At 64.8% G+C, this 26235-nt stretch carries 26 protein-coding genes; 10 read left to right on the top strand and 16 right to left on the bottom strand.

Annotated features, from left to right (window positions below):
- Positions 1–13 precede the first annotated feature (13 nt).
- Positions 14–964 carry a homoserine kinase gene (locus PSEMO_RS04630; protein WP_075801997.1) on the top strand — a complete coding sequence of 317 codons (951 nt, stop codon included), beginning with the start codon at positions 14–16 and terminating at the stop codon, positions 962–964.
- An 82-nt stretch (positions 965–1046) separates the two neighbouring features.
- On the opposite strand, the gene PSEMO_RS04635 is transcribed toward PSEMO_RS04630, so the two are convergent.
- Positions 1047–1976, bottom strand: a complete 930-nt coding sequence (locus tag PSEMO_RS04635) for a zinc ABC transporter substrate-binding protein (RefSeq protein ID WP_075801998.1) — start codon at positions 1974–1976, stop codon at positions 1047–1049.
- A gap of 66 nt (positions 1977–2042) precedes the next feature.
- Between PSEMO_RS04635 and zur the strand changes: the two genes are divergently transcribed.
- From zur to PSEMO_RS04655, 4 genes are all read left to right on the top strand, one after another.
- Complete coding sequence (zur, locus tag PSEMO_RS04640) at positions 2043–2525, top strand: zinc uptake transcriptional repressor Zur (protein WP_075801999.1); 483 nt, start codon at positions 2043–2045, stop codon at positions 2523–2525.
- Positions 2525–3292, top strand: a complete 768-nt coding sequence (gene znuC / locus PSEMO_RS04645) for a zinc ABC transporter ATP-binding protein ZnuC (protein WP_075802000.1) — start codon at positions 2525–2527, stop codon at positions 3290–3292. Before zur ends, znuC begins: the two co-directional genes overlap by 1 nt.
- Positions 3285–4067: a zinc ABC transporter permease subunit ZnuB gene (gene znuB, locus PSEMO_RS04650; protein WP_075802001.1), complete on the top strand. Its 783-nt coding sequence runs from the start codon at positions 3285–3287 to the stop codon at positions 4065–4067. Before znuC ends, znuB begins: the two co-directional genes overlap by 8 nt.
- 134 nt (positions 4068–4201) lie before the next feature.
- Complete coding sequence (locus tag PSEMO_RS04655; protein ID WP_075802002.1) at positions 4202–4921, top strand: PA5502 family lipoprotein; 720 nt, start codon at positions 4202–4204, stop codon at positions 4919–4921.
- A 101-nt stretch (positions 4922–5022) separates the two neighbouring features.
- Here PSEMO_RS04655 and katE read toward each other — a convergent pair whose 3' ends face one another.
- Positions 5023–7158, bottom strand: a complete 2136-nt coding sequence (katE, locus tag PSEMO_RS04660) for a catalase HPII (protein ID WP_075802003.1) — start codon at positions 7156–7158, stop codon at positions 5023–5025.
- 227 nt (positions 7159–7385) lie between these two features.
- On the opposite strand from katE, the gene PSEMO_RS04665 reads away from it, so the two are divergent.
- From PSEMO_RS04665 to PSEMO_RS04675, 3 genes are read left to right on the top strand one after another with little or no spacing between them, the layout of a single operon-like run.
- Entirely contained in the window at positions 7386–8393 is a 1008-nt protein-coding gene (locus PSEMO_RS04665; protein ID WP_075802004.1) for a methionine ABC transporter ATP-binding protein, read from the top strand.
- Entirely contained in the window at positions 8393–9064 is a 672-nt protein-coding gene (locus tag PSEMO_RS04670; protein WP_075802005.1) for a methionine ABC transporter permease, read from the top strand. The genes PSEMO_RS04665 and PSEMO_RS04670 overlap by 1 nt, the downstream gene beginning before the upstream one ends.
- 57 nt (positions 9065–9121) lie before the next feature.
- Entirely contained in the window at positions 9122–9901 is a 780-nt protein-coding gene (locus tag PSEMO_RS04675; RefSeq protein ID WP_075802006.1) for a MetQ/NlpA family ABC transporter substrate-binding protein, read from the top strand.
- A gap of 131 nt (positions 9902–10032) precedes the next feature.
- Here PSEMO_RS04675 and PSEMO_RS04680 read toward each other — a convergent pair whose 3' ends face one another.
- The 5 genes from PSEMO_RS04680 to PSEMO_RS04700 are packed head-to-tail and all read right to left on the bottom strand — an operon-like array spanning position 10033 to position 13946.
- On the bottom strand, positions 10033–10665 hold the full coding sequence (locus PSEMO_RS04680; RefSeq protein ID WP_075802007.1) for an SCO family protein: 633 nt from the start codon (positions 10663–10665) through the stop codon (positions 10033–10035).
- On the bottom strand, positions 10662–11561 hold the full coding sequence (gene cyoE, locus PSEMO_RS04685; RefSeq protein WP_075802008.1) for a heme o synthase: 900 nt from the start codon (positions 11559–11561) through the stop codon (positions 10662–10664). Before cyoE ends, PSEMO_RS04680 begins: the two co-directional genes overlap by 4 nt.
- Entirely contained in the window at positions 11546–12628 is a 1083-nt protein-coding gene (locus PSEMO_RS04690) for a COX15/CtaA family protein (protein WP_075802009.1), read from the bottom strand. Before PSEMO_RS04690 ends, cyoE begins: the two co-directional genes overlap by 16 nt.
- Before the next feature lie 9 nt (positions 12629–12637).
- A complete protein-coding gene (locus tag PSEMO_RS04695) occupies positions 12638–13231 on the bottom strand; it encodes a hypothetical protein (protein WP_075802010.1) in 594 nt (197 codons plus the stop codon).
- Positions 13197–13946, bottom strand: coding sequence for an SURF1 family protein (locus PSEMO_RS04700; protein WP_075802011.1), 750 nt, complete (start codon positions 13944–13946; stop codon positions 13197–13199). Before PSEMO_RS04700 ends, PSEMO_RS04695 begins: the two co-directional genes overlap by 35 nt.
- Positions 13947–14006: 60 nt before the next feature.
- On the opposite strand from PSEMO_RS04700, the gene PSEMO_RS04705 reads away from it, so the two are divergent.
- Complete coding sequence (locus PSEMO_RS04705) at positions 14007–14210, top strand: twin transmembrane helix small protein (RefSeq protein WP_075802012.1); 204 nt, start codon at positions 14007–14009, stop codon at positions 14208–14210.
- A 9-nt stretch (positions 14211–14219) separates the two neighbouring features.
- On the opposite strand, the gene PSEMO_RS04710 is transcribed toward PSEMO_RS04705, so the two are convergent.
- From PSEMO_RS04710 to coxB, 4 genes are read right to left on the bottom strand one after another with little or no spacing between them, the layout of a single operon-like run.
- Entirely contained in the window at positions 14220–15104 is an 885-nt protein-coding gene (locus tag PSEMO_RS04710; RefSeq protein ID WP_075802013.1) for a cytochrome c oxidase subunit 3, read from the bottom strand.
- A gap of 12 nt (positions 15105–15116) precedes the next feature.
- On the bottom strand, positions 15117–15686 hold the full coding sequence (locus PSEMO_RS04715; RefSeq protein WP_075802014.1) for a cytochrome c oxidase assembly protein: 570 nt from the start codon (positions 15684–15686) through the stop codon (positions 15117–15119).
- 15 nt (positions 15687–15701) lie between these two features.
- Entirely contained in the window at positions 15702–17294 is a 1593-nt protein-coding gene (ctaD, locus tag PSEMO_RS04720; protein WP_075802015.1) for a cytochrome c oxidase subunit I, read from the bottom strand.
- A gap of 16 nt (positions 17295–17310) precedes the next feature.
- Entirely contained in the window at positions 17311–18438 is a 1128-nt protein-coding gene (gene coxB / locus PSEMO_RS04725) for a cytochrome c oxidase subunit II (protein ID WP_075802016.1), read from the bottom strand.
- Positions 18439–18808: 370 nt separating this feature from the next.
- Between coxB and PSEMO_RS04730 the strand changes: the two genes are divergently transcribed.
- The gene (locus PSEMO_RS04730; protein ID WP_075802017.1) at positions 18809–19462 is read left to right on the top strand and encodes a hypothetical protein; all 654 of its coding nucleotides are present in this window, start codon (positions 18809–18811) and stop codon (positions 19460–19462) included.
- Positions 19463–19575: 113 nt separating this feature from the next.
- Here PSEMO_RS04730 and PSEMO_RS04735 read toward each other — a convergent pair whose 3' ends face one another.
- The 5 genes from PSEMO_RS04735 to PSEMO_RS04755 form a co-directional block, all read right to left on the bottom strand.
- Entirely contained in the window at positions 19576–21969 is a 2394-nt protein-coding gene (locus PSEMO_RS04735; protein WP_086937203.1) for a TonB-dependent siderophore receptor, read from the bottom strand.
- Between the two features lie 133 nt (positions 21970–22102).
- Positions 22103–23071, bottom strand: coding sequence for a FecR domain-containing protein (locus PSEMO_RS04740; RefSeq protein ID WP_075802019.1), 969 nt, complete (start codon positions 23069–23071; stop codon positions 22103–22105).
- A 4-nt stretch (positions 23072–23075) separates the two neighbouring features.
- Positions 23076–23588 (bottom strand): sigma-70 family RNA polymerase sigma factor, encoded by a 513-nt coding sequence (locus PSEMO_RS04745; RefSeq protein ID WP_075802020.1) that lies wholly within the window; start codon positions 23586–23588, stop codon positions 23076–23078.
- Between the two features lie 117 nt (positions 23589–23705).
- Positions 23706–25238: a SulP family inorganic anion transporter gene (locus PSEMO_RS04750; protein WP_075802021.1), complete on the bottom strand. Its 1533-nt coding sequence runs from the start codon at positions 25236–25238 to the stop codon at positions 23706–23708.
- 204 nt (positions 25239–25442) lie between these two features.
- Positions 25443–26165, bottom strand: a complete 723-nt coding sequence (locus tag PSEMO_RS04755) for a carbonic anhydrase (protein WP_075802022.1) — start codon at positions 26163–26165, stop codon at positions 25443–25445.
- Positions 26166–26235 lie beyond the last annotated feature (70 nt).

The following is a 26235-nucleotide window of genomic DNA, read 5'->3' on the forward strand; positions in this document are numbered from 1 at the left end:
GCAGTTTTTGACCATGTCTGTCTTCACCCCCCTGACCCGGCCGCAGCTGGAAACCTTCCTGGCCCCCTATGGACTGGGCCGCCTGCTGGACTTCCAGGGCATCGCCGCCGGTACCGAGAACAGCAACTTCTTCATCAGCCTCGAACAGGGGGAGTTCGTGCTGACGCTGGTGGAACGCGGCCCGATCCAGGACCTGCCGTTCTTCGTCGAACTGCTCGAAGTGCTGCACCAGGCCGACCTGCCGGTGCCCTACGCCCTGCCAGCCACCGACGGCGTGGCCCTGCGCGAGCTGGCCGGCAAGCCGGCGCTGCTGCAGCCGCGCCTGGCCGGCAAGCACATCAAGGCACCGAATGCCCAGCATTGCGTACAGGTCGCCGAGTTCATGGCCCACCTGCACCTGGCGACCCGCGAGCACACGCTGGAACGCAAGACCGACCGTGGCCTGGACTGGATGCTGGAGGCGGGCAACGAGCTGATGCCGCGCCTGAATGCCGGGCAGCAGGCGCTGCTCAAGGGCAGCCTGGACGAGATCGGCGCCCATCATGCGCGGATCATGGCGCTGCCACGGGCCAACGTGCATGCCGACCTGTTCCGCGACAACGCGATGTTCGAAGGCACGCACCTGACCGGCGTGATCGACTTCTACAACGCCTGTTCGGGGCCGATGCTGTATGACCTGGCGATCAGCATGAACGACTGGTGCTGTGACGAGGCGGGGGCGATCGACCTGCCGCGGGCGCGGGCATTCCTCGGCGCCTATGCGGCGCTGCGGCCGTTCACGGCGGCGGAGGCCGAGGTCTGGCCGGTGATGCTGCGGGTGGCGTGCGTGCGGTTCTGGCTGTCGCGGTTGATCGCGGCGGAGTCATTCGCGGGGATGGATGTGATGATTCACGATCCGGCGGAGTTCGAGGTGCGCTTGAAGGCGCGGCAGGATGTGAGCCTGGCATTGCCGTTTGCCCTTTAAGAGCATCGCTGGCAAGCCAGCTCCCACAGGGACCGCGTGCGCCGCGAAACCTGTGGGAGCTGCCTTGCCAGCGATGAAGGCGCTACAGGCTTTCCAGACACCCCGCCAACCCATTCCCCAGGTTGGTCAGCAACGTCTCATACCCTTTGGCATCCACCGCCAGCGTCCCACCGAGCGCATCCAGCTCCGCCAGCTTCACCGGCAGCCCTGCCGTCAGGGTCTCAGCCAACCGCGGCCGCAACGGCGGCTCGCTGAACACACAAGTCTTGCCCACTTCCTGCAGACGCTTGCGCATCGCCGCCACATGCTGCGCGCCCGGCTGCACTTCCTGGGCGACGCTGAACACGCCGGTATGCTTCACGCCATAAGCCGACTCGAAGTAGTCGAACGCCTCGTGGAACACGAAGAACGGCTTGTCCCCCACGCCCGCCAGGCGCTGCTTCAGGTTCTGGTCAAGTACGTCCAGGCGCTGCTCGAAGCCCTTCAGGTTGCTCTGGTAGCGCGCCGCATTGGCCGGGTCCGCTGCACTCAGGTCCGCCGCCATGCGCGCGGCGATCACCCGGGCATTGACCGTCGACAGCCACAGGTGGGCATCGAGGGTGCCGGGACGGTGATCATGATCGTGCTCGTCCGGGTCATCCGCGTGTTCTTCGTGGGAGTGACTGTCCTCGCCGAAGTGACGCAGGCTCATGCCCGGCAGCCCCTGCACCGCCACGGTCGGTTTGCTGCGGCTATTCAGCACACGGGGCAGGAAGCCTTCCATGTCCGGCCCGATCCAATACAGCAGATCGACCTCCGCCACCCGCCGCACATCTGACGGACGCAGCGCGTAATGGTGCGGCGAAGCGCCCGGCGGCAGCAGCACTTCCGGCTTGCCGACGCCGTCCTGGACGGCCGCGGCGATGAGTTGCAGCGGCTGGATGCTGGTCAGCATGCGGACCTCGGCCTGGGCCGGGGTCAGCACGACGAGCGTTGAGGCAAAAGCGACAAAAAGGGCAAATAATCGGGACACGATGAGCGCTCATTGATGCAAAGACAGGTAACATAATAACGTCTCTCACCAAAACCGTCGCCGCCCATGCCCAATACTCCGCTGGCCAACCGCCCACACGATCACTCCCATTGCGTCCACACCGCCCTGGCCGAGGCCGATGCCCTGTGTGCCCGCCAGGGGCTGCGTCTGACCGCCCTGCGCCGACGCGTGCTGGAGCTGGTCTGGCAGAGCCACAAGCCGCTGGGTGCCTACGACATCCTCGGCGTGCTCAGCGAGCAGGACGGCCGTCGTGCCGCGCCGCCAACCGTCTATCGGGCGCTGGATTTCCTCCTGGAAAACAGCCTGGTGCACCGCATCGCCTCGCTCAACGCCTTCATCGGCTGCAACCACCCGGAACACGCGCACCAGGGCCAGTTCCTGATCTGCCGCGAGTGTCATGTGGCGATCGAGCTGGAACAGCCGGCGATCAGCAACGCCATCGTCGCCAGCGCCAAGGATGTCGGGTTCAGCGTCGAATCGCAGACCGTCGAAGTGGTCGGCATCTGCGCCAGTTGCCGGAGCGCCTGATGAGCAACGCCTTGATCCGCCTGCAACAGGTGGGAGTGACCATCGGCGGGCAGAGCATCCTCGACAGCATCGACCTGACCGTCGAACCGGGCCAGATCGTCACCCTGATCGGCCCCAACGGCGCCGGCAAGACCACCCTGGTGCGCGCCGTGCTCGGCCTGCTCAAGCCGGGCAGCGGCAGCGTCTGGCGCAAGCCGAAGCTGCGTATCGGCTACATGCCGCAGAAGCTCCAGGTGGACGCGACCCTGCCGCTGTCGGTGCTGCGCTTCCTGCGCCTGGTCCCCGGTGTTGACCGCGCCGCTGCCCTGTCGGCCCTGGAAGAAGTCGGCGCCGAACAGGTGATCGACAGCCCGATCCAGACCATCTCCGGCGGCGAAATGCAGCGCGTGCTGCTGGCCCGCGCCCTGCTGCGCGAGCCCGAGCTGCTGGTGCTGGATGAACCGGTGCAGGGCGTCGACGTCGCCGGCCAGGCCGAGCTGTACAACCTGATCACCCGCCTGCGCGACCGCCACCAGTGCGGCGTGCTGATGGTCTCCCACGACCTTCACCTGGTCATGAGCACCACCGACCAGGTGGTCTGCCTCAACCGTCACGTCTGCTGCTCCGGGCACCCGGAGCAGGTCAGCGGCGACCCGGCCTTCGTCGAGCTGTTCGGCAACAACGCGCCGAGCCTGGCGATCTACCACCACCATCACGACCACAGCCACGACCTGCATGGCTCGGTGGTCGCCCCGCATGTGCACGGAGAAAACTGCAAGCATGGCTGATTTCCTGCTTTACGCCCTGCTCGCAGGCCTGGCCCTGGCCGTGGTCGCCGGCCCTCTCGGCTCCTTCGTGGTCTGGCGGCGCATGGCCTATTTCGGCGACACCCTGTCCCACGCCGCCCTGCTCGGCGTGGCCATGGGCTTCATGCTCGATATCAGCCCGGCGCTGGCGGTGACCGTCGGCTGCCTGTTGCTGGCGCTGCTCCTGGTCACCCTGCAACAGCGCCAGCCGCTGGCCTCGGACACCCTGCTCGGCATCCTCGCCCCCAGCACCCTGTCCCTCGGCCTGGTGGCGCTGAGCTTCATGCACGACGTGCGCATCGACCTGATGAGCTACCTGTTCGGCGACCTGCTGGCGATCAGCCCCGGCGACCTGGCCTGGATCCTCGGCGGCAGCGCGGCGGTGCTGGTGCTGATGGTCGTGCTGTGGCGGCCGTTGCTGGCGGTGACCGTGCACGAGGAGCTGGCCCGGGTCGAAGGCCTGCCGGTCGCCGGCCTGCGCCTGGCGCTGATGCTGCTGATCGCCATCGTCATTGCCGTGGCCATGAAGATCGTCGGCGTGCTGCTGATCACCTCGCTGCTGATCATCCCTGCCGCGGCCGCGCAAAGACATGCGCGCTCTCCGGAACAAATGGCCCTCGGCGCCAGTCTTATCGGGGTCGTCGCGGTCTGTGGCGGCCTGGCCATGTCCTGGTTCAAGGACACCCCTGCGGGCCCCTCGATCGTGGTCTGTGCCGCGGTGCTATTCTTGTTGAGTCTGGCCCTGCCCCGGCGCTGACCGGCATAGCGGGCGCCGCCTGCGCGGCGGCGTCCACCCTCGAGACCCCGCGAGCGCCAGCGAAGGAATGATGTTCCCGCCCACGGACTGGGTGTAGACTTGCTCGTTTTTCGCGCAAATAGAGAGTCGTAGGAATGAAGCCGTTCGCCTCCCGTTATCTGCTCCTTGCCGCGTTTTCCCTGATTCTGACCGCCTGCGCCAGCAAGCCGGTCGAGAGCACTGCCGTGCCCGCCGAAGCGGATGCCTGGCAGCAATTGCAGCAGAACATCGCCAGCAATGAGCTGGCCACCGCCGAGGACCAGTTGGCCACGTTGCAGGCGCAAGCGCCGGAGGACAGCCGCCTCGAGCAGTACCAGCGGCAACTGGCCGAGGCCTATCTGCAACGCAGCCAGATCGTCCTGCAGAAGGGTGATGTGAATGCGGCGGCCACCGCCCTGGCCCGCGCCCGGGCGCTGATGCCCAAGGCACCGGCGTTGACCGGCGGTGTGAATGGTGCGATTGCCCAGGCCCGAAAGGCCGAGCTGGACCGCGCCGAAGCGGCGTTGAAAGCGGCGGAAGCCAAGCCGAAGGCCAAGGTCATCGACCCGACGGCGCCGAGCACGGTGATTGCCCTGGAGATTGGTGATATCGGCAAGTTGCGTCGTCAGCTCGACGATATCGCCGACGATGTCGTCAATTATGAGTGTGATGTGGTGTTCCAGGTGCCGCGCAAGGCCGACTATCCGTGGCTGTCGACCTTGCTGGGCAAGCGGGTTGGCAAGCGTGATCCATCCTTTGACCTGCAGCAGCGCAGTGAGATTCACCGTAGCCAGCCGGCCCAGGTGGTACTGACACCGAAGCGCACTGATAGCTGATGTGGTGTTGCTGATGGCCCTATCGCTGGCAAGCCAGCTCCCACAGGTTTCGCGGCGCACGCGGTCCCTGTGGGAGCTGGCTTGCCAGCGATGAGGCCATATCAGGCTGGAACAGCTTTAGCGGCAGCCTCCCGCTCCCACACCCGATGCTTGCCAATGGCCTGGGTAAACGCCTTGATCGCCTTGGCATCATTCCCCGCCAGCAACCCGCTGTCCGCCTTGAGATTCAGGCTGTCGAACCAGGCTTTCGCCTCGGCATGCCCGGCCACCGGCTTGAGATGCTTGTAGGCTTCCAGGATAAAGTGCACCGCCACGCCATCGCCCTTCAGCGCCTCGACACCCTTGCCTCCCGCCACCCACACCGCATCGAACGCCACTGACGGCAGCCCCTCCATCGACGCATCCACCGCCAGGGTCTTGCCGTCCGCCGTCTTCACCGGCGCCGACGTCGGCCCCAGCACCTTGATCTGCACGCTCTCCGCTTCCAGCGCCTTGACCAGCTTGTCCGCCAGCGCGCCATCCACACCATCGGCCACCAACAGCGCCACCTTGCGCCCCTTGATGCTCTCACCGAGGTGATTCATCTGGCTCAAGGCCGGGGAAGCCTTCAACGACAGCTTCGGCACGTCCACCGTCCCGGCCTTCGGCGCCGGCAGCCCCAGCTTCGCCGCCACCTTGGCCGCCAGCTCCAGGTCGATATTGGCGAGGATCTCGTTCACCTGCCGCGCCCGGATGTGTTCGCGCTCGACCTTGCCCAGCTCGAAGCTGTAGGCGTTGACGATATGCTCCTGCTCGCTCGGGCTCATGCTGTGGAAGAACAGCCGCGCCTGGGAGAAGTGGTCGCCGAAGGACTCGCTGCGCTGGCGGATCTTGTGCGCGTCGATGCGCTCCTGGTACGACTCGAAACCGCCATCCTGCGCGGCCGGCGGCGTCTCTTTCGGCCAGCCGCCATCGATGGAGTTGGGTTCATAGGCCGCGCGGCCCTTGTCGATGGTGACCCGGTGCATGGCGTCACGCTGACCGTTGTGGTTCGGCGCCAGCGGGCGGTTGATCGGGATCTCGTGGAAGTTCGGCCCGCCAAGACGGCTGATCTGCGTATCGGTGTACGAGAACAAGCGCCCCTGCAACAGCGGGTCATTGGTGAAGTCGATACCCGGCACGATATGCCCCGGACAGAAGGCCACCTGCTCGGTCTCGGCGAAGAAGTTGTCCGGGTTGCGGTTGAGCACCATCTTGCCCAGCGGCGTCACCGGCACCAGTTCCTCGGGAATGATCTTGGTCGGGTCGAGCAGGTCGAAGTCGAACTTGTGCTCGTCGGCCTCCGGGACGATCTGCACGCCCAGCTCCCATTCCGGGTAGTTGCCGGTCTCGATGGCCTCCCAGAGGTCACGACGGTGATAGTCGGTGTCCTTGCCGGCGAGCTTCTGCGCCTCGTCCCAAAGCAGCGAAAGCACGCCCTGCTTCGGCTTCCAGTGGAACTTGACGAAGCTGGCCACGCCCTCGGCATTGATCAGGCGGAAGGTGTGCACGCCGAAGCCTTCCATGGTCCGCAGGCTTTTCGGGATGGCCCGGTCCGACATGGCCCAGATCACCATGTGCGCCGACTCCGGTACCAGCGAGACGAAGTCCCAGAAGGTATCGTGGGCACTGCCGCCGGTGGGTATTTCGTTATGCGGCTCCGGTTTCACCGCATGCACGAAGTCGGGGAACTTGATCGCATCCTGGATGAAGAACACCGGCATGTTGTTGCCGACCAGGTCGAAGTTGCCCTCGTCGGTGAAGAACTTCACGGCAAAACCGCGCACGTCGCGCACCGTATCGCCGGAACCACGGGGGCCCTGCACGGTGGAGAAACGCACGAACACCGGGGTGATCTTCTCCGGGTCCTGGAGGAACCCGGCCTTGGTCAGCTCGGCATGCTTGCCGTAGGACTGGAAGTAGCCATGAGCCCCGGTACCCCGGGCATGCACGATGCGCTCCGGGATCCGCTCATGGTCAAAATGCGTGATCTTCTCGCGCATGATGAAGTCTTCCAGCAGCGACGGGCCGCGCGGGCCGGCTTTCAGGCTGTTCTGGTTATCGGCGATCTTCACGCCCTGATTGGTTCGCAGCGCCTGCCCGGTGGCGTCGCTGCGCACGGTTTCCAGGCTTTGCAGCTTGGCATTGGTGTTGGCGCGATCCGGGGTGTCGGTTCCGGCAAGCTGGCTTTCCCGTGGCGCTTCTTTCTTGCTAGGCATGGCTGGCGGTCCTCATCAGTTGCATCGCAGTGACGCCCTTGGCGGGCTGTTTTGCTAGTGACTGGACGGGCTTGGCCGACGTTCCATCGGATTGACCACTGATCGCGTTATGCCTGCAAGACTGGACGGTTACGAAATAAATGCTAAGAACCTCTAAACGAACAGGCTAAAATGCGCGACCGGCTAACCGCTGACCCCCTTCCCATGCGCCCCACAAGGTTCGCTACGTGATCGAGTTCCAACAAGTCCACAAGACCTACCGCGTCGCCGGTAGGGACATTCCCGCGCTGCACCCCACGAGCCTGAGCATCGAAAACGGCCAGGTGTTCGGCCTGATCGGCCACTCCGGTGCCGGCAAAAGCACCCTGCTGCGCCTGATCAACCGCCTGGAAGCCCCGAGCGGCGGCAAGATCATCGTCGACGGCGAAGACGTCACCGCCTTCGATGCCAACCAGCTGCGCGGCTTCCGCCAGCAGGTCGGGATGATCTTCCAGCACTTCAACCTGCTCGCCTCCAAGACCGTCGCCGACAACGTCGGCCTGCCGCTGACCCTGGCCGGCCAGTTGTCGCGCAAGGAAATCGACGCCCGCGTCGCCGAGCTGCTGCAGCGCGTCGGCCTGGCCGAGCATGCGAAGAAGTACCCGGCGCAGCTCTCCGGCGGCCAGAAACAGCGCGTCGGCATCGCCCGCGCCCTGTCGACCCGGCCGAAGATCCTGCTGTGCGACGAGGCCACCAGCGCCCTCGACCCGCAGACCACCGCCTCGGTCCTGCAACTGCTGGCGGAGATCAACCGCGAGCTGAAGCTGACCATCGTGCTCATCACCCATGAAATGGACGTGATCCGCCGGGTCTGCGACCGCGTGGCGGTGATGGACGCCGGGCAGATCGTCGAGCAGGGCCCGGTGGCCGAGGTGTTCCTGCACCCGCAGCACCCGACCACCAAGCGCTTCGTCCAGGAAGACGAGCAGATCGACGAAGCCGGACAGCGCGACGACTTCGCCCATGTGCCGGGCCGGATCATCCGCCTGACCTTCCAGGGCGACGCCACCTACGCACCGCTGCTGGGCACCGTGGCCCGCGAGACGGGCGTGGACTACAGCATCCTGGCCGGCCGCATCGACCGCATCAAGGACACCCCATACGGGCAATTGACCCTGGCCGTCACCGGCGGCGACATGGAAGCGGCTTTCGCCCGCTTCACCGCAGCTGACGTTCATATGGAGGTATTGCGCTGATGGACGCCCTGAATTTCTTCGCCAACGTGGACTGGTCCGAGATCTGGCTGGCCACCGGCGACACCTTCATCATGCTCTTCGGCTCGCTGTTCTTCACCGTGCTGCTGGGCCTGCCCCTGGGTGTGTTCCTGTTCCTCTTCGGCCCGCGGCAGATGTTCGAGCAGAAGGGCGTCTATGCCCTGCTGTCGCTGATCGTCAACATCCTGCGCTCGCTGCCGTTCATCATCCTGCTGATCGTGATGATCCCGATCACCGTGCTGATCACCGGCACCTCGCTGGGTGTCGAAGGCGCCATCCCGCCGCTGGTGGTCGGGGCCACGCCGTTCTTCGCACGCCTGGTGGAAACCGCCCTGCGTGAAGTGGACCGCGGCATCATCGAAGCGACCCAGTCCATGGGCGCCAGCACCCGCCAGATCATCATGAACGCCCTGCTGCCGGAAGCGCGGCCGGGCATCTTCGCCGCCATCACCGTCACCGCCATCACCCTGGTGTCCTACACCGCCATGGCCGGCGTGGTCGGCGCGGGCGGGCTCGGCGACCTGGCGATCCGCTTCGGCTACCAGCGTTTCCAGACCGACGTGATGATCGTCACCGTGGTCCTGCTGCTGATCCTGGTTCAAGTTCTGCAGAGCGTTGGCGACAAACTGGTCGTACATTTTTCCCGTAAATAAAGGGTCGGCGTGACCGACACACCGGGGGCCGAGCCGGCTCCCTCAAGGAGTGATGCAATGAAAAAGCTGTTCGCTGCCGTCGCCGCCTTCGCGGCCCTCTCCACCGCCGCCAACGCGTCGGAAACCCTCAGCGTCGCCGCCACTGCGGTGCCGCACGCGGAGATCCTCGAATTCGTCAAGCCGACCCTGGCCAAGGAAGGCGTGGACCTGAAAGTGAAGGTCTTCACCGACTACATCCAGCCGAACGTACAGGTCGCGGAAGGCCGCCTGGACGCCAACTTCTTCCAGCACCAGCCGTACCTGGATGAGTTCAACAAGGGCAAGGGCACCAACCTGGTCAGCGTTGCCGGCGTGCATCTGGAGCCGCTGGGTGCGTACTCCAGCAAGTACAAGAAGCTGGACGAGATCCCGTCGGGCGCCAACGTGGTGATCCCGAACGACGCCACCAACGGCGGTCGTGCCCTGCTGCTGCTGCAGAAGGCTGGCCTGATCAAGCTGAAGGACGCCGCGAACATCCTGTCGACGCCGAAGGACATCGCCGAGAACCCGAAAAACCTGAAGATCCGCGAACTGGAAGCCGCCACCCTGCCGCGCGTGCTGACCCAGGTCGACCTGGCGCTGATCAACACCAACTACGCGCTGGAAGCCAAGCTGAACCCTGAGAAAGACGCCCTGGTCATCGAAGGCAGCGACTCGCCTTACGTGAACATCCTGGTGGCCCGTCCGAACAACAAGGACGCCGAGGCCATCAAGAAGCTGGTCGGTGCCCTGCATTCGCCTGAGGTGAAGCAGTTCATCCTCGAGAAGTACAAGGGCGCGGTGATTCCGGCGTTCTGATAGTTCTCTATTGCTCTTGAGGGCCCTATCGCTGGCAAGCCAGCTCCCACAGGTTCAGCGGTGCACGCGATCCCTGTGGGAGCTGGCTTGCCAGCGATAGGGCCCTCAAGAACACAGCAAGACTCCCCGCCTCACTCCCGCTTCACCAACCCCGGCAATTGCGCCACCAGCTTCTGGTTGTTGAACGGCGCCCGAATGAACCCCCGCTGAGCCCCGTCCGGTCCGATCAGGGCCAGGTTGCCGCTGTGATCCACGGTGTACCCCGGCTTGCTGGTATCCGCCGGAATGAACGGAATGCTCAAAGCATTGGCGAGCTTCTGCGTCGCTTCCAGCGAGCCGGTCAGGCCGCGGAAATCCTTGTCGAAATAACCCAGGTACTGCTTGAGCTGGGCCGGCGTGTCGCGGTTCGGGTCGACGCTGACCAGCACCACCTGCAGGCGCTCCAGCGCCTCTTTCGGCAGCTCGCTCTTCACCTGGCGCAACTGCGCCAGGGTCGTCGGGCAGATGTCCGGGCAGAAGGTGTAGCCGAAGAACACCAGCGACCACTTGCCCTTCAACTGATCGACCCGCACCGGCTGGCCGTTCTCGTCGTTCATTTCCAGGTCGGGCACCGTACGGCTCGACGGCAGGAGGATGATCCCGGCATCGATCAGCTCGGCCGGGTTGCCCTGGCTGCGGCCCTGGAGCACCTTGTTGATGGTAAGCCCGAGAATCAATGCGACCAGGGCGACGAGGATAAAGACGGTTTTCTGGGTTCGAGTCATAGATTCAACAACAGGTAATGGTCTACAAGCAGCGCGATAAAGAGCAGGAACAGGTACCAGACAGAGTACTTGAAGGTCTTGATCGCAGCGTGCGGCCGAACGCCACGGTACAACACCCAGGCCCACTGCAGGAAGCGCAGCCCCAAGAGCAGCGCACAGGCGAGATAGAGCGGGCCACTCATATGAATGGCGAACGGCAGCAGGCTCACCGCCAGCAGCACGCAGGTGTAGAGCAGGATATGCACCTTGGTGTAGTGCTCGCCGTGGGTCACCGGCAGCATGGGGATATCCGCCTTGGCGTACTCGGCCTTGCGGTGGATGGCCAGGGCCCAGAAATGCGGCGGGGTCCAGGCGAAGATGATCAGCACCAGCAACAGTGGTTCGGCGCTCAGGTGCCCGCTGACCGCCACCCAGCCAAGCAACGGCGGCGCCGCACCCGCCAGGCCGCCGATCACGATGTTCTGCGGCGTCGCCCGCTTGAGAAAGCTGGTGTAGACCACCGCGTAGCCCAGCAACGAGGCCAGGGTCAGCCAGGCGGTGAGTGGGTTGGTGAAGGTCAGCAGCAGCACCATGCCGAGTACCGCCAGCAACAGCGCGAACAGCAACGCCGGCGCAGGCGCGACCCGGCCCTCGGCCAGTGGTCGCTTGTGGGTGCGGGCCATGAGCGCGTCGATACGCCGGTCCACCACATGGTTGACCGCCGCCGCCGCCCCGGCACACAGGCCGATGCCGAGGTTGCCGAACAGCAGCACCGTCCACGGCACGCCGGCCCGGGTGGCGAGGAACATGCCGACCAGCGAGGTGATCAACATCAGCACCACCACCTTGGGCTTGGTCAGTTCCAGGTAATCGCGCCAGCCGGCGCGGACCTGGCTTTCGCTCAGAAGCGCTGCCATGGATTGTCTCCGAGATAGTGGAAGTCACCGGCCAGGCGCATCGGCGTAAGGCGCCAGCCGGGGCTGACCCGACGCGCCCGCGGCTGCATGGCCAGGCGCGTGCGGTAGTTGACCAGGACCATGGTCAGCAGCAGCCCGGCGCCACCGGCGTTGTGCGCCACGGCCACGGCCAGGGGCAGATGGAACAGCACGTTGCTGATGCCCAGGCCGACCTGCAGCAGCAACGCCGCCACCACCAGCTTTGCCAGCCGCCGCAGGCCGACGCGGTGCAGTTGCCAGGCCAGCGCCAGCAGCACACAGGTCACCAGCAGGGCGCCGAGGCGATGGGTGATATGGATGGCCGTGCGCGCCTCGCTGTCGAGCTGGCCGCCGAGATAGTTGGGGCCGATATGCTGGGTCAGGTGGAAGCCGTTGGCGAAGTCCGCCTGCGGCCACCATTCACCGTGGCAGGTAGGCAGGTCGATGCAGGCCACCGCCGCATAGTTGGCGCTGACCCAGCCACCCAGGGCGATCTGCCCGACCACCAGCATCAGCGCCACCGCCGCCAGCCGGCGTACCCTGCGCGGCAGGCCCGGCAGCGGCATATAGGCTCGGGATAATCGCAGGCTGAGCAGGAACAGCAGGCTCAAGGTAGCGAACCCGCCCAATAGATGGGCCGTGACCACCTGCGGCCAGAGCTGCAAGGTCACCGTCCACATGCCGAAGGCCGCCTGCACGAACACCACGCCGAGCACGATCAACGGCAAGCGATACGGCTGGCCCTCCCGTCCGTGGCGACGCAGCGCCTGCACCGCGAGCATGGCGATCACCAGGCCCAGGGTCCCGGCGAAGTAGCGGTGGACCATCTCGTTGCGACCCTTGTGCGCTTCGACCGGCGAATCGGGGAAATGCAGCTCGGCATGGGCCAGCTGCGCCTCGGTCTTGGGCACGCTGATAAAGCCGTAGCAACCGGGCCAGTCGGGGCAGCCGAGGCCGGCGTGGGTCAGGCGGGTATAGGCACCGAGCAGCACCACCAGCAGCGCCAGGCCGGTGGCGAAGACGGCGAGGCGATATCCGGGACGGGTCATGGCGGGCTCCTAGCCGATATTGGAGAGTTTGAGCAGATGGCGCAGGTCGTTGAGCACATCCTTGCCCTTGACCTTGGCGTCATAGCGCAGCACCAGATTGCCGTGGGGGTCGACGATCCACAGCTGCGCCTCGCTGCGGTTCGGCGCCACCGCGCCATAGCGGGTGGCGTCCAGTGGGTAGCGCTGGAGCTGCGGGTATTCGCTTTCGAGTTTCGTCAGGTAGTCACCACTCACCGGCTCGACACTGGCCAGGGCGTGACTGGCGCGACTGGCATCACGACCCAGGCCGATATTGATCTGCCGGGCCAGGTAGACCAGTTGCTGGCAATCGGCAGTGCAGTCCTTCGGCGCACTGACCAGCAATTGCCAGCGCTCGGCCGGGGCCTGCACGCCAAGGTCGGCCAGGCCCACGCCGTTGCCGATCATCTCGCCGTGGTAGCTGCGGCCCTCCGGCACCCAGAACTGCAACTTGTACATGCCGGTAGCCAGCATCATCGGCCCGATCACCACCAGCAGGATCAGGATCAGTTGCAGGCGGCCCTTGGCGCGATTCCTGGGTGGCCTGCCTTCAGACATGTCGAGTGGACCCGTGGCGACGCCCATGAGGTTTCTCCTTTTTATTGTGTCGATGCCAACCGAAGTAGAGGTAAAGCGCGATCAGGGCCGTGGCCAGGGCAAACCACTGCACGGCGTAGCCCAGGTGTTTTTCCGGGCCCAGGGGCACCAGCGGCCAGTCCACCCGGTAGCTGGCCGGGCCCGGCTCCAGGCGCAGTTCGTGGGCGTAGCCGTCGCGGGCCAGTTGTTCCCACAGGTGCCCGGGCTCGGCGGTGTTGAGCAGGCGCGGGAAGTCGCCGGACGGCGCGTCGGCGCGCAACAGGAAGCTGGCCCCCGGGGCGATATAGACCCAGGCCGTCAGGTCGAGGGTGTGGGCCGGGGTGTCGAAGCTCGCCGGCACGCGCCGGTCCGGCCAGGGCAGCCAGCCGCGATTGACCAGCCACCAGTGCCCGCTGGCCTCGTCGAGGAAGGGTTGCAGCAGCTCGACGCCGGCCTGGCCGTCGCGCATGCGGCTGTCGAGGAGGATGCTGTGCTGGTCGTCGAAATGGCCGTGCAGGTGCACGCGGCGGTAGGCCGGATCAGCCGGGTCATCCAGCAGTTGTCCGGCCGGCAGCGGCGCCTCGATCTCGCGCTCGGCATACACATTCAGCAGCGCGCGCTTCTGGTCGGCGCGACCGAGCTGCCAGAAGCCCAGGCCGACCAGCACCGGCAGCAGCGCCAGCACCACCAGGGTCGGCACCAGGCCGGGGCGGAAAGGTCTCATCGGGCCCCCGCGAGGGCTGTCGCTATACTCGAATGCATCACGTCCCCCGGAGATGTCGCCATGCTCAAAGCCGCGATCGTTGTGATGTTGCTGGCTACCGTCGCCAGTCTGTTCAGCGGCCTGGTGTTCCTGGTCAAGGACGATCAACACTCCACCCGCCTGCTCAAGGCCCTGACCGTTCGTGTCTGCCTGGCCGCCGTGACCCTGGGCCTGATCACCTGGGGTTTCTTCAGCGGCCAGCTGGTGTCGCACGCGCCCTGGTAAGCCCTCCCGTCACAGCACGTAGACGAAGATGAACAGCCCCACCCAGACCACATCGACGAAGTGCCAGTACCAGCTGGCCGCCTCGAAGCCGAAGTGTTTTTCCGAATTGAAGTGGCCCTTCAGGACCCGCATCAGCATCACGAAGAGAATCAGGGTGCCCATGGTCACGTGGGCGCCGTGGAAGCCCGTGAGCATGAAGAAGGTCGCGCCGTAGATCCCCGAGCCGAGGGTCAGGCCGAGCTGGGTGTAGGCCTCGTGGTACTCGTAGGCCTGCAGGATGAGGAAGGCGATGCCCAGGACCACGGTCAGCGCCAGCCAGAATTTCAGCGGGCCGCGATGGTCCTTGCGCAGCGCATGGTGGGCGATGGTGATGGTCACGCTGGAGCTGACCAGGAGGATGGTATTGATCAGCGGCAGGTGCCACGGATCGATCACCTCCTTGGGCGGCGGGAACAGCTTCGGATCCGGCGTGTGCAGCAGCGGCCAGGTGAATTCGAAGTTGGGCCAGAGCATGTGGGCCACGCCTTTCGCCCCTTCACCACCGAGCCAGGGTCCGGCCAGGTGGCGCACATAGAACAGCGCACCGAAGAAGGCGATGAAGAACATCACCTCGGAGAAGATGAACCACGACATGCCCCAGCGGAACGAGCGGTCCATCTGCGGGCTGTACAGGCCGGCATGGCTTTCCTTGATCACCGCGCCGAACCAGCCGAACAGCATGTAGGCGAGGAACAGCGCGCCGACGAAGAAGATCAGCGGCCCATGGGTATCGCGCCCGGCTTTCATGTCGTTGAACCAGGTGGCGAGGCCGAACACCGTGATGAACATGCCGATGGTGGCAATGATCGGCCACTTGCTTTGCGCCGGGACGTAGTAGTGATCGTGAGAGGCCATGAATTGTTCTCCTTATCGGGCGCTCTGCGGGTTCGGGTGGGTCACCTGGGCGACCGGCGGCTGGCGAGCGGTGATATCGAACAGCGTGTAGGCAAGGGTCAGGTGTTTCACATTCTTGGGCAGGTCGCGGTCGACGATGAAACGCACCGGCATCTCGATGCGCTCACCCGGCTGCAGCACCTGCTGGCTGAAGCAGAAGCATTCGGTCTTGTGGAAATACGCCGCCGCCTCGGCCGGGGAAATGCTCGGGATGGCCTGGGCGGTCATGGGTTTGTCGGTGGGGTTGTGGGCGACGAAGATCATCTGGTTCACCGCCCCCGGGTTGACGTCGATCTGGTCGGCGGTGGAGTAGAAGTCCCAGACCATGTCGATGGCATTGGTGGAGAGGAACTGCACCTTCACCGAGCGCTCCGGGTCCACCTGCTGCGTGCCCTGGTACTGGCCGCCGGTCTTGCCGTTGATGCCGAACGCCCGGCACATCACGTCGTAGATCGGCACCAGGGCGAAGCCGAAGGCGAACATCACCACCGCCAGCATCAGCAGGCGGGTGACCAGGCGCTTGATCGAGATGCCCTCGCTCATGACCGCGGGCCTCCTTTATTTCACTTCCGGTGGTGTCTGGAAGGTGTGGTAGGGCGCCGGCGACGGAATCGTCCACTCCAGGCCATCGGCGCCATCCCACGGCTTGGCCGGCGCCGGCTCGCCGCCACGGATGCACTTGATGACGATGAACAGGAACAGCAGCTGGGTGGTGCCAAACATGAAGGCGCCGACCGAGCTGATCATGTTGAAGTCGGCGAACTGCAGGTTGTAGTCCGGAATCCGCCGCGGCATGCCGGCCAGCCCCACGAAGTGCATCGGGAAGAAGGCCAGGTTCATGCCGACGAACGACAGCCAGAAATGCAGCTTGCCGAGGGTTTCGTCGTACATGTGCCCGGTCCACTTGGGCAGCCAGTAGTAGGCCGAGGCGAAGATGCCGAAGATCGCCCCGGGCACCAGCACGTAGTGGAAGTGGGCGACCACGAAGTAGGTGTCGTGGTACTGGAAGTCCGCCGGGGCGATGGCCAGCATCAGCCCGGAGAAGCCGCCGATGGTGAACAGGATGACGAAGGCGATGGCGAACAGCATCGGTGTCTCGAAGGTCAGCGAGCCTTCCCACATGGTGCTCACCCAGTTGAACACCTTCACCCCGGTGGGCACGGCGATCAGCATGGTGGCGTACATGAAGAACAGCTCGCCGACCACCGGGATGCCGACCACGAACATGTGGTGGGCCCAGACGATGAACGACAGGAAGGCGATCGCCCCGGTGGCGTAGACCATCGAGGTGTAGCCGAACAGCGGCTTGCGCGAGAACGCCGGGATGATCGAACTGACCGCGCCGAAGGCCGGCAGGATCATGATGTACACCTCGGGGTGCCCGAAGAACCAGAACACATGCTGGAACAGCACCGGGTCACCACCGCCGGCGGCGCTGAAGAAGCTGGTGCCGAAGTGGATATCCATCAACATCATGGTCACCACCCCGGCCAGCACCGGCATCACCGCGATCAGCAGGAACGCGGTGATCAGCCAGGTCCAGACGAACAGCGGCATCTTCATCAGGGTCATGCCGGGGGCGCGCAGGTTGAGGATGGTGGCGATCACGTTGATCGCCCCCATGATTGAGCTGATGCCCATCAGGTGGATGGCGAAGATGAAGAAGGTCACGCTTTCCGGCGCGTAGGTGGTGGATAGCGGCGCGTAGAAGGTCCAGCCGAAGTTCGGCCCGCCGCCGGGCATGAACAGGGTCGAGACCAGCAAGCCGAAGGCCGCCGGCAGCAGCCAGAAGCTGAAGTTGTTCATCCGCGGCAGGGCCATGTCCGGCGCACCGATCATCAGCGGAATCATCCAGTTGGCCAGGCCGACGAAGGCCGGCATCACCGCGCCGAAGACCATCACCAGGCCGTGCATGGTGGTCATCTGGTTGAAGAACGCCGGTTCGACGATCTGCAGGCCGGGCTGGAACAGCTCGGCGCGGATCACCATGGCGAAGGAGCCGCCCAGCAGGAAGGCGCAGAAGGCGAACCACAGGTACATCGAGCCGATGTCCTTGTGGTTGGTCGTCAGCACCCAGCGCATCAGGCCCTTGGCCGGGCCGTGGGCGTGGTCATGCCCGGCATGACCGTGGTCGTCGATCACTGTGCTCATGTCCTGTCTCCTCGGCTCATTTGCTTTCCGCCTGTTTGATCGCCAGCACGTCTTTCGGCGTGACCATGTCGCCCTTGTTGTTGCCCCAGGCGTTGCGTTCGTAGGTGACGACGGCGGCCAGATCGACTTCCGAGAGTTGCTTGCCGAACGCCGCCATGGCGGTGCCGGGCTTGCCGTGGAACACCAGGTTCAAGTGATCTTCTTTGGGGCCGGTGGCGATCTTCGAGCCCTTGAGCGCCGGGAACATCGGCGGCAGGCCCTGGCCTTCGGCCTGGTGACAGGCGACGCAGGTGGTGTGGTAGACCTTGTCGCCGCGCTCGACCAGTTCCTGCAGGGTCCATTCCTTGCTGGTCAGCTCTTTCAGCTTGGCCGCCTCGGCCTTGCGCTCGCCGAGCCAGGCCTCGTAGTCCTCCTTGGACTTGACCTCGACCACCACCGGCATGAAGCCGTGGTCCTTGCCGCACAGTTCGGTGCACTGGCCGCGGTAGATGCCGGGTTTCTCGACCCGGGTCCAGGCCTCGTTGACGAAGCCGGGAATGGCGTCGCGCTTGACCGCGAAGGCCGGCACCCACCAGGAGTGGATGACGTCGGCGGCGGTAACCAGGAAGCGCACCTTGGCGCCCACCGGCAACACCAGCGGCTGGTCGACTTCGAGGAGATAGTGTTCGTCCTTGGGCGCCTTGCCGTGGATCTGCTCGGCAGGCGTCGCCAGGTTGCTGAAGAATTCGACGTCCTGGCCCAGGTACTTGTAGTGCCATTTCCACTGGTAACCGGTGACCTGGATGTCCACGTCCGATTCGCTGGCATCGTAGATATCGATCAGCGTTTTGGTCGCCGGAATGGCCATGGCCACCAGGATCAGGAAGGGCACCACGGTCCACATGATTTCCACCCAGGTGTGCTCGTGGAAATGCGCGGGCTGCTGCCCGGTGGAGCGACGGTGGATGATCATCGACCAGAACATCGCGCCGAATACCACGAGGCCGATCACCACGCAGATCCAGAAGATGGTCATGTGCAGGTCGAACACGGCGTTGCTGACTTCGGTTGCCCCCGGGGCCATGTTCACGGTCCAGGCGGCGTGCGCCGGAGCGAACAACGACCACAGCAGCAGCCCCATCCAGACATGTGGATGTCGCTTCATTGCGGGTTCCCCTTATCGTTCTTGTTATCCCGGAGGCGGGGCCTACGGCAGGGGGCACGGCGTCAAGACTGCGGACTTCGACGGCGGCCCCCCGCTGCACTGCAGGCGGGGCCTCATCAGCCAGATTTCACTCAAACCGGAGTATAGACAGGGGTCGAAAGCGCGCAACGACGCGGCGGAAAAGGGCTGTTGAGCCTTGGGCGATCAGCGCGAAACGCTGTAAGACATTGACTTATAAGGGTGATGGCACAGTGATATAACGCAAGCAGGCAAAACGGCATAAGCGTTATGAGAAATAGGTCTTAACCGATAACAAAATAGGACTAATTTAGTGGTTTCCGTTTTGTCACTGGCTGTCCCTGGAGTTGTCATGAACATTGCCGCATTGCGCGAGCAGATCACCCAAGCACAAGAACACGAGGCCCAAACCGGCCAACTCAAAAATCAACTTGCAGTGCAATTGCCCCACCTTCACCCGCTGATCCAACTGCCCGAGCAGGACGCCCAGGGTGCGTTGAACCGTTTCGTCAACGCTTACATCGACCAGGTACCCGAGCTGCTGGAAGCCGCCAATACCGTTGCCCGCGAAGCCGGAATCGAATCGCAGATCAAACCGGTGCTGAAAATCGCCGAAGCGTATTTCATCGCCCCACCGCAGATCATGACTGGCCATGTCGGCCTGGACAGCCTGCTGGACGAAGCCTACCTGGCGCATCGCCTGGTGGAAGAAGTCAACGACCTGTACATCAAGCATTTCCAGCAACCGCTGATCCCCGTGGACACCACGGTTGCCAACCTGATTGCCCATCAACTCATCGGCGAGGCATTCGCCAATCAGCTGGATGAAGTGGTGCATCACTCACTGGACAACATGCTCGACGACGAGAGCTTCGCCCTGGAATCGGTGGAAGCCTATCGCGAGAAACTGAGCAGCCCTGAAACAGGCGCGGCGTGGAAACGCTGGCCTTGCCTGTCCCGGCAGTTGGGGGTGGGGTTGGAGCTGGGTCAACAACAACCCGCCTGATATTTCTTTGTCGAGGCTGATGGCCTCATCGCTGGCAAGCCAGCTCCCACAGGGATCGCGTGCACCGCCGAACCTGTGGGAGCTGGCTTGCCAGCGATAGGGCCAGCAAGGCCTTACCAGTTGTAACTGACCGTTCCCAATACCGTCCGCTCTTCACCCCAGTAGCAACGCCCGGCATTGTTGCAACCAGCCACATACTCCTGGTCGAACAGGTTGCGCGCGTTCACTTCCGCCGACCAATGCGCGTTCAGCTGATAGCCAACGGTCGCATCCACCAGGGTCACGTCCCCGGTATCCAGCTTGCCGTACAGCGACGGGCTGGTGTACGCGAAGGTGCTGTCGAAGTGACGCACACCTGCGCCCAGCTTCAGCCCTTTCAACTGTCCATCCAGGAAGCGATAGGTGCCCCACACCGACGCCTGGTTGCGCGGCACGCCGGTCACCTGATGGTCTTCCAGCAACGACCCGGCCACGTCCTTGGTCACCCGCGAATCCGTGTAGGTGTAGGCCGCCGTCACGTTGATGTTCTCGGTGACATCGCTGTTCAGCTCCAGCTCGACACCCTTGGCCCGGCTGCGCCCGATATTGCGGTAGTCGCCGGTGGCGCTGTCGTAGAGCGAATCATCCTTCTTGCGCAGGTCGTAGACCGAGGCGCTGATCAGGGTGTTCCAGCCCTTCGGCTCGTACTTCACACCGACTTCGTACTGCTCGCTGAGGGTCGGGTCCAGAGGGCCGGATGCGCTCGACACCTGTTGGGTCGGGTTGTACGCGGTGGAGTAGCTGACGTAAGGCGAAACGCCGTTGTCGAACTGGTACATCAGGCCGGTCTGCCAGGTGAACTGGCCATCCCAGTAGTCCAGGTCCGCTGCGGCATTGAGCGTGCCGCGACGGTTGCGGAACGAGCTGTTGACCCGGTCATAGCGCCCGCCCAGCAGCATCACCCAGTTGTCCAGACGGGTCTGGATCTGGCTGTAGACGCCATACATGGTCTGCTCCAGCAACGCATCCTGAACCCGCGTCGAGGTCACCGGATCACCGGTGTACACCGGGTTGAACACGTTCACCGTGCCGCCGAAGCCGGCATTCCAGTCCTGGTTGAACGAGGTGCGGTCGAGGCTGGCGCCGACCAGTAGGGTGTTTTCCAGCGCGCCAACGTTGAAGTGCCCTTCGACCTGGTTGTCCAGCGAGTAGGCGATGGACTTGTTGTAGCGGTCATAGGCGGTGTTGTTCACCGTGGTGCCGAAGCCGCCATTGTTCAGGCTGCCCGGCCAGATTTCCTGGCGGTCGATGCGCGACTGCATGTAGCGCGAGTTCTGCCGGTACTGCCAGTCGTCGTTGAACTGGTGGTGGAATTCATAGCCGAGGGTCCAGACCTCGCGCTCGAAGTTGTCCCAGTCCGGATTGCCCAGCAGGGCGTGCTTGCTGATCTTGCCGTTGGGGTTGTGCAGCAGGGTGCCGGCAGCCGGGTAGCCCAGCTCCATCAAGGTGCGGTCACGCTGGTAGGTGGCGAGCAGGGTCAGGTCGTTCTGCTCGTCGAAGTTCAGGGTCAGGGACGGTGCGATGTAGATCCGGTCATCCGGCTGATGATCGACCTGGGTCCCCGACTTGCGTCCGAGCATTACCAGGCGGCCCAGCACATTGCCGTTGTCCGTCAGCGGCCCGGATACGTCGATGCCCAACTGGCGCCGCTCGTTGGAGCCGTAGCTCAGCTGCACCTCGCCACGGGATTCGGCCGTCGGCCGCTTGCTGACCATGTTGACCACGCCACCCGGGGCGTTCTCGCCGTAGAGGATCGAGGTCGGGCCGCGGAACACTTCGATGCGTTCCAGGCCGTAGGGCTCGCTGGTGGTGTCATAGCGGTTGCCCTGCACCCGCAGGCCGTCGCGCAACAGGCCGTAGCCGTAGTCGGTGGCGTTGAAACCACGGATGAAGAACAGGTCGCCCGCACCGCCGTCACCCGCCGCGAACGGCGGCGCGAAGATGCCCGGCACGTAGCCGAGGACTTCGGTCAGGCTCTGGGATTGCTGGTCTTCCATGCGCTGGCGGGTGACCACCGAGACCGAGCGCGGGGTGTCGGCCAGCGCAGTGCTGGTCTTGCTCGCCGTCGCCGAGTGGGTGGCGCGGTAGCCCTTGTCGTCCTGGCCGTAGCTGTCGGCCAGGCCCTGGGCGTTGATCGAGGTGGCGTCCAGTTGCACCGAGCCACCTTGCGGCGCCGGCTGCAGCACGTAGCCACCGGCCCCCTGCGGCACGGCCACCAGCCCCGAGCCGCCGAGCAACAGCAGCAACGCCTGCTCGACGCTGTAGTCACCGTCCAGCCCGGCACTGCGCTTGCCGGCCGCCAGGCTGTCGCTGCCGGCCAGATAGATCCCGGCCTGGCTGCTGAAATCGTTGAGCACGGCGCTCAGGCTGCCGGCCGCGACATGGAAGGTCTGCACCCGGGTGCTGGCCTGGGCAGCCTGGACGGCGGCGGGCAGCAGGGCCAGTGGAGCGAAGGTGAGGAAGGTCATCGGCACGAGGGCCAACACGCAGGAGCGGGGCGACGACATGGCAGTCCCTGTTGTGTTCATGGGGTCAATGAGAGGGTTCTGCAGTTGAACCGGATGACGCGCAAAAAGGGGAACCACCCACCGAAAAATATTTTCAGGCGGGCTCGACCGTCACCCACCAGTCGGTCATACGCTTGACCCGGATCGGCAGCGCCGCCTCCAGCAAGCGCAGGGCGTGGTCGGTGTCATCGAGGGGGAAGGTGCCCATCACCGCGAGGCTGGCCAGTTCCGGATGTACACCGAGATGACCCGGGCGGTAGCGACCCAGTGCATCGATCAGGTCGGCCAGGGGCATGGCTTCGGCAGTCAGCCGGTTGCGGATCCACGACTCGCCTGCCACCTGGGCGGGCGCCGCAGGCGAAACAGCCAAGGCCGTGAAGTCGATCCGCTGGCCCGCCTCGATCAACGCGCGAGCGCCGGTGCGGGTGAAAAGCTCGACCTGGCCCTGGTAGACGTTCATCCAGGCATGGCCTTCGGCATAGCGCAGGGCCACGCGCACCGGCGTCGCCGCCATCTGCAACAGGCCGGCGCCGGTTTCCAGGAGCAAGGGGCGGCGGTCCTGCACCGTCGAGTGCAGCAGCACCTCGCCGAAGCGCAGGTCGAGCAGGCGCTGGCGGGCATCGAAGCGGGTATCCAGGGCCGTCTGTGCGCCCAGCCACAGGGTGCTGCCGTCGGCCAGGGCAACCTTGCGGTTCTCGCCGGTGCCGGTGTGCAGGTCGGCGGTCCAGCCATTGCGCGACGCGGCCTGCCAGCCGCCGAAACCGGCCATCGAGCCCAGCGCCAGGACCAGCATGGATTTCACCGTCTGCCGCCGGCCCACGCGCGCCGGGCCGCGCTCGCGCAGTACCCGGCCCGCCCGCTCGCCTTCGCTGCGCAGCGGCGCGAAGCGCTCGCCGACCCGTTCCATGTAGCGCCAGGCGGCCTGGTGTTCGGCGTGCTGATCGAACCAGCTCTGCCATTGTTCGCGAACGCCGTTCTGGTCGCCTTCTTCCAGCAACCGCACGTACCACTGGGCGGCGTGTTCGAGGCTGGCGTGGCTGAGTTTTTCCTGGGCTGCGCGCATCGCCTTACTCCACCAGCACGCCGTCGAGCTCGGCTTCGAGCACGGCGCAATGGAGGAAGGCCTGGGCCATGTATTTCTTGACCATGCGCTCGCTGACCTCCAGCCGCTCGGCGATCACCCCGTAGGTGATGCCCTCGACCTGGGCCAGGAGAAACGCTTCGCGGACCTTGGCCGACAGGCGCATGAGCATGGCGTCCACCTCGACCAGGGTTTCGATCACCAGGGCGGTGTGCTCGGCCGATGGCTGCAACGCCTCGGGCTGCAACGCCAGGCTTTCGCGCCAGGCCTTTTCCAGCCGGGCATGGCGCCAGTGATCGATGCACAGGCCCTTGGCGATGGTCGCAAGGTACGAGCGCTCGCCGGTCTGGCTGTCGAACGCCACCGGCCGGCGTAGCACGCGCAGGAAGGTGTCATGCAGAAGGTCCGCGGCATCCCAGCCATTGCCCAGGCGGCGACGCAGGAACGTCAGCAGCCACGGGGAGTGTCGAACGTAGAGAGTCTGGGCAGGGGAAGGCATGAAAGGTCCGCGCAGGAGACGATGCAAATGGTATTGATTCTTGATAATAGGTGAGTGATGGCACCGCCTGCAATGCGCGTGAAGAGCAGGGCGGTGCCATTGGTCGTCAGAACGGGGTCAGGTTCCCAGCCCTGCGGTAGTCCGCACACGCCCCTCGACCCGGCGTTTCAGGCGGCGCGACTCGATCACCAGCCGCGATCCATTACCCGCATTGGCCCGGCCCCAGTCTTCCAGCAGCTCGAGGCAGGCATGGTCGATATAGCTCAGGTTGGCCAGCGGCACATGCAGGGTGGTGCCCGCTGGAATGCCGTCCAGCGCCTGGGTCAGGGCCGGAACCTTGAGGAAGGTCGCCGCGCCGCTCAGGCGCAGTTCCATATGGCCCTTGCGCTCCAGGCTGCTGACGCTGATCTTCAGCCGTGCGGCCTTCAGCGCCAGCTTCACCAGGGTCAGGGCGAAGCCCAGCAACACACCGGTCAGCAGGTCGGTGAAGACGATGGCCAGCGCCGTCGCCGCGTAGACGAACATCGGCATGCGGCCATAACGACCCAACCCGCGGAAGGCTTTCAGGTCCACCAACTTGACCCCGGTGAACACCAGCACACCCGCCAGGCTCGCCACCGGAATCTGCTGCAGCACGCTGCCCAGCAGGACCACGAAGGCCAGCAGCCACGCACCGTGGAAGATTGCCGACATCCGCGTGATCGCACCGGCCTGGACATTGGCCGAGCTGCGCACGATCACTCCGGTCATCGGCAAGGCGCCGAGCACACCGCAGATCATGTTGCCGACGCCTTGCGCCGAGAGTTCGCGGTCGAAGTCCGAGCGCTGGCCGCTGTGCATGCGGTCCACTGCGGCCGCCGACAGCAGGGTTTCGGCGCTGGCGATAAAGGCCAGGGCGAAAGCGGCAACCAGCAGGGCCGGATCGGCCAGGGCCATCAGGTCAGCGGGGCGCAGCCAGTCGATGGCTTCCGTCAGGTTGGCCGGTACTTCGACGCGGTTTACCGACAGATCGAGGCCAATACTCAGCAAGGTCATCGCACTGACACCGAGCAAGGCACCGGGCACGAAGCGCAGGGTTTTCGGCTTGAAGCGTTCCCAGCCCCACATCACCGCGATGGTCCCAAGCCCGAGCGCACCGGCCTGCCAACCGTTGCCGGCCGACTCGATCGGCAGTGCCTCGCCGACCACGGCCGGGAAGCCGATCAGGTTCTCCAGCCCCGAGGGCAACGGCGCACTGTCGAACATCACATGCACCTGGGACAGCACGATCAGCACGCCGATACCGGCGAGCATCCCGTACACCACGGCTGGTGCCGTGACCCGGAACCAGCAGCCGAGGCGAAAGCGTCCGGCGAGCAATTGCAGCAAGCCCGCCAGCAGCAGGATCGGCCCGAGCATGGCCATGCCATGGGTGCGCACCAGTTCGAAGACCAATACCGCCAGGCCCGCCGCCGGGCCGCTGACCTGCAACGGCGAACCGGCCAGCCAGCCCACCAGCAGACCGCCGACGATCCCGGTGATCAGGCCCTTGGCCGGCGGCATGCCGGAGGCGATGGCGATGCCCATGCACAGTGGCAGGGCCACCAGGAACACCACCACCGAAGCCAGCAAGTCCCGCGGCAGGGCCGCTTTGAAGTGCGTCATGTTCATCCTGTTCTCCTTTTTCAGGCCATTCCTCTGGCCACTCTTTTACGCAGGCGTCGGGGCGCCGCCCGAATCGCGGGCAGCCGGAAACCGCCGACGCTGCGGCAAGGCATCAAAACGTTTTCAAAGGCAGCCGACGCCCGTCCACAGCGCCGCAGGCAGCGGGCTGTGGTGGGTTGCGTCAGCGATTGTCAGGTGTTGCGGACAGGCTCAGTAACGGCCTTTCGGGGTAGCGCTTGGAATCGGCTCGCCGCGGGTCAGCGGCAGGAAGGCGTCGCTTTCGGCGTCGTAGGCGGAGATTTCGCTGGTTTCGATGTTGTAGATCCAGCCATGGATATACAACTGGCCAGCCGCCAGGCGCGAGGCCACCGACGGGTGGGTGCGCAGGTGATGGAGCTGGGCGATCACGTTCTCGCGGGTCAGGACCTGCATGCTCTCGTGTTCGCTGCCGCACTGGCAGTTGTCCTCGACCACGGTGCGCGCCACTTCGGCGTGGCGCAACCAGGCCTTGACCGTCGGCATCTTCTCCAGCGACTGCGGGTTGAGTACCGCACGCATCGCGCCGCAATCGGAGTGACCGCAGATGATGATGTGGTGCACGCCCAGGGCCATGACCGCGTACTCGATCGCCGTCGACACGCCGCCGTTCATCTGCCCGTAGGGCGGCACCACGTTGCCCACGTTGCGGGTCACGAACAGGTCGCCGGGCGAGCTCTGGGTAATCAGTTCGGGAACGATCCGGGAATCGGCGCAGGTAATGAACATGGCCCGCGGCTTCTGCGCGGTAGCGAGCTTCTTGAACAGCTCTTCCTGTTCAGGGAAGACTTCGTGATGGAAACGCAGAAAGCCATCGACGATATGTTTCAGGGCGCCATCGGCAGTCTCGGCTTCAGGAGTAGCCGGGCCGGTCGGAGAGGGTTCCTTGTTCGACATGATGCATCCTCTTTGACGGGTTCGTAGGTAAGTCCATTTTACCGGTTTAAAGATCAGACAGGCTTACGTC

Origin of the sequence: Pseudomonas putida, from assembly GCF_001941965.1 — a bacterium.
Lineage (GTDB): Bacteria > Pseudomonadota > Gammaproteobacteria > Pseudomonadales > Pseudomonadaceae > Aquipseudomonas > Aquipseudomonas putida_L.

Excerpts from the sequence above, each read along its gene's own strand:
- PSEMO_RS04710 (WP_075802013.1), bottom strand. The coding sequence starts at position 15,104 with ATGGCCTCTCACGATCACTACTACGTCCCGGCGCAAAGCAAGTGGCCG.
- PSEMO_RS04690 (WP_075802009.1), bottom strand. The coding sequence starts at position 12,628 with ATGACCCGTCCCGGATATCGCCTCGCCGTCTTCGCCACCGGCCTGGCG.
- PSEMO_RS04715 (WP_075802014.1), bottom strand. The coding sequence starts at position 15,686 with ATGAGCGAGGGCATCTCGATCAAGCGCCTGGTCACCCGCCTGCTGATG.
- cyoE (WP_075802008.1), bottom strand. The coding sequence starts at position 11,561 with ATGGCAGCGCTTCTGAGCGAAAGCCAGGTCCGCGCCGGCTGGCGCGAT.
- PSEMO_RS04630 (WP_075801997.1), top strand. The coding sequence starts at position 14 with ATGTCTGTCTTCACCCCCCTGACCCGGCCGCAGCTGGAAACCTTCCTG.
- znuC (WP_075802000.1), top strand. The coding sequence starts at position 2,525 with ATGAGCAACGCCTTGATCCGCCTGCAACAGGTGGGAGTGACCATCGGC.
- PSEMO_RS04680 (WP_075802007.1), bottom strand. The coding sequence starts at position 10,665 with ATGACTCGAACCCAGAAAACCGTCTTTATCCTCGTCGCCCTGGTCGCA.
- PSEMO_RS04735 (WP_086937203.1), bottom strand. The coding sequence starts at position 21,969 with ATGACCTTCCTCACCTTCGCTCCACTGGCCCTGCTGCCCGCCGCCGTC.
- PSEMO_RS04745 (WP_075802020.1), bottom strand. The coding sequence starts at position 23,588 with ATGCCTTCCCCTGCCCAGACTCTCTACGTTCGACACTCCCCGTGGCTG.
- coxB (WP_075802016.1), bottom strand. The coding sequence starts at position 18,438 with ATGAAGCGACATCCACATGTCTGGATGGGGCTGCTGCTGTGGTCGTTG.
- PSEMO_RS04730 (WP_075802017.1), top strand. The coding sequence starts at position 18,809 with ATGAACATTGCCGCATTGCGCGAGCAGATCACCCAAGCACAAGAACAC.
- PSEMO_RS04695 (WP_075802010.1), bottom strand. The coding sequence starts at position 13,231 with ATGGGCGTCGCCACGGGTCCACTCGACATGTCTGAAGGCAGGCCACCC.
- PSEMO_RS04740 (WP_075802019.1), bottom strand. The coding sequence starts at position 23,071 with ATGCGCGCAGCCCAGGAAAAACTCAGCCACGCCAGCCTCGAACACGCC.
- katE (WP_075802003.1), bottom strand. The coding sequence starts at position 7,158 with ATGCCTAGCAAGAAAGAAGCGCCACGGGAAAGCCAGCTTGCCGGAACC.
- znuB (WP_075802001.1), top strand. The coding sequence starts at position 3,285 with ATGGCTGATTTCCTGCTTTACGCCCTGCTCGCAGGCCTGGCCCTGGCC.
- PSEMO_RS04755 (WP_075802022.1), bottom strand. The coding sequence starts at position 26,165 with ATGTCGAACAAGGAACCCTCTCCGACCGGCCCGGCTACTCCTGAAGCC.
- PSEMO_RS04705 (WP_075802012.1), top strand. The coding sequence starts at position 14,007 with ATGCTCAAAGCCGCGATCGTTGTGATGTTGCTGGCTACCGTCGCCAGT.
- PSEMO_RS04670 (WP_075802005.1), top strand. The coding sequence starts at position 8,393 with ATGGACGCCCTGAATTTCTTCGCCAACGTGGACTGGTCCGAGATCTGG.
- zur (WP_075801999.1), top strand. The coding sequence starts at position 2,043 with ATGCCCAATACTCCGCTGGCCAACCGCCCACACGATCACTCCCATTGC.
- PSEMO_RS04700 (WP_075802011.1), bottom strand. The coding sequence starts at position 13,946 with ATGAGACCTTTCCGCCCCGGCCTGGTGCCGACCCTGGTGGTGCTGGCG.
- PSEMO_RS04750 (WP_075802021.1), bottom strand. The coding sequence starts at position 25,238 with ATGAACATGACGCACTTCAAAGCGGCCCTGCCGCGGGACTTGCTGGCT.
- PSEMO_RS04675 (WP_075802006.1), top strand. The coding sequence starts at position 9,122 with ATGAAAAAGCTGTTCGCTGCCGTCGCCGCCTTCGCGGCCCTCTCCACC.
- ctaD (WP_075802015.1), bottom strand. The coding sequence starts at position 17,294 with ATGAGCACAGTGATCGACGACCACGGTCATGCCGGGCATGACCACGCC.
- PSEMO_RS04655 (WP_075802002.1), top strand. The coding sequence starts at position 4,202 with ATGAAGCCGTTCGCCTCCCGTTATCTGCTCCTTGCCGCGTTTTCCCTG.